Source organism: Faecalibacterium sp. BIOML-A4 (assembly GCF_009679665.1).
GTDB lineage: Bacteria > Bacillota > Clostridia > Oscillospirales > Ruminococcaceae > Faecalibacterium > Faecalibacterium taiwanense.
In genome coordinates, this window is sequence record NZ_WKZG01000042.1 from 1 (window position 1) to 1,555 (window position 1,555).

1 protein-coding gene and 1 pseudogene are annotated in these 1,555 nt (G+C 55.6%); both read left to right on the forward strand.

Annotation, left to right across the window (positions count from 1 at the left end):
- On the forward strand, positions 1–1,236 hold a 1,236-nt coding region (locus GKG34_RS15545), incomplete at its 5' end, for a DNA topoisomerase (RefSeq protein ID WP_243139295.1).
- Positions 1,236–1,555, forward strand: a pseudogene (locus tag GKG34_RS15550) (hypothetical protein); the annotation flags it as partial. The gene GKG34_RS15545 and the pseudogene GKG34_RS15550, both read left to right, overlap by 1 nt.

The following is a 1,555-nucleotide window of genomic DNA, read 5'->3' on the forward strand; positions in this document are numbered from 1 at the left end:
TACAGCGCACAGCAGACGCTGGACTATGTGCAGAGCCTGTATGAGAAGAAACTTACCACTTATCCCAGAACTGATAGTTGCTATATCACTGACGATGACGAGGAAATGCTGGAGGAACTGACTGAGGAACTGGAAAGTTTTCTCGATATTACTCCGGCAGATGTAGACGAGGCTGTGCCCCGGACACGGCGCACCGTCAACCGGGAAAAAGTCACCGACCACCACGCCATCCTGCCCACCCGTAGTATGCTGCATGCCGATTTGGATGCACTGCCCAAGGGCGAGCAGAACGTCCTGAAGCTCATCATCGCCCGGACACTGATGGCAGTCAGCAAGCCCTTCCGGTATCTGGAAACCCTGCTGACCACCGAATGTGCCGGAGAGGAGTTTACCGCCAAGGGCAAGGAGGTTCTGGAAGAAGGTTGGAAAGCGGTGGAGCGCAAGGTGCTGGCAGACATCCTGAATCGGAAGCAGGAACTCACCGCCCTGCCCAACGCAGCGGAAAACGAGTGCGGCATCCTCAACGCCGAACTGAAAGAGGGGCAGACCTCGCCGCCGAAGCATTTTACCGAGGACCTTCTGCTTCATGCGATGGAAACCGCTAGTGCGGATAGTATGCCGGAGGGCGTGGAGCGTCAGGGCATCGGCACCCCGGCTACCCGTGCCACCACCATTGAAAAGCTTGTGCAGAAGGGCTTTCTGGAGCGCAAGGGCAACAAGAAAACCAAGGTGCTGCTGCCCACGGATAAAGGAAAAGCCCTCATCACTGTGATGCCCGAAGAAATCCAATCCCCGGAAATGACCGCCGATTGGGAAACAAAGCTGCTGCAAATCGAACATGGCGAAATGGAGCCGAGCGAATTTATGACCGAGATCAATACGATGATTACCGAACTGGTAAAGAACACGGAAATGAAAAAAGGAGCGAATGCACTTATGAAAAGCAAGATTATTGGTGTCTGCCCGAACTGTGGTAAGCCTGTCGTGGAGCGTGAAAAAGGCTGGTTCTGCGAAAACCGGGAGTGCCGCTTCGTGCTGTGGAAGGACAATGCGTTCTTCAAGCGTCTGGGCAAGCGGCTGGACGCTCATGTGGCGGACAAGCTGCTGCGGGACGGCCGGGTCCGCCTGAAGGACTGCAAGAGCGCCAAGGGCAAGACCTACAATGCCACCGTCCTGCTGTCCTGTGAAGCCGATGGCCGCAGCAAGTTTTCGCTGGAATTTGAAGGTGGGTGCTGATGGAGCAGATAAAAGAAGCGGTCTACCTTATCAACGATGAACGCTATCTGCATCTCCGGGAAAACGGTGCAGGAGTCGGTTTTGCCACCTACAACAAGGTAACTGGTGAGCCGCTGGAAAGCGGGCAGATCTCGGAAAAGAACCTGCCGCCCGATGGCAGGAACGCCATTTCTGCCGCCCGGAACTGGTATCTGTTTGAACTTTCGGACGATGACCGCAAGGTCATCCAACAGGAAAGCGTGAAGATCCTCGAAAACATCCCGCAGGCGGGCATCGGCAGGCGGCGCATCTGGGAGCCGGAAACGCTGCCGAAGGATAT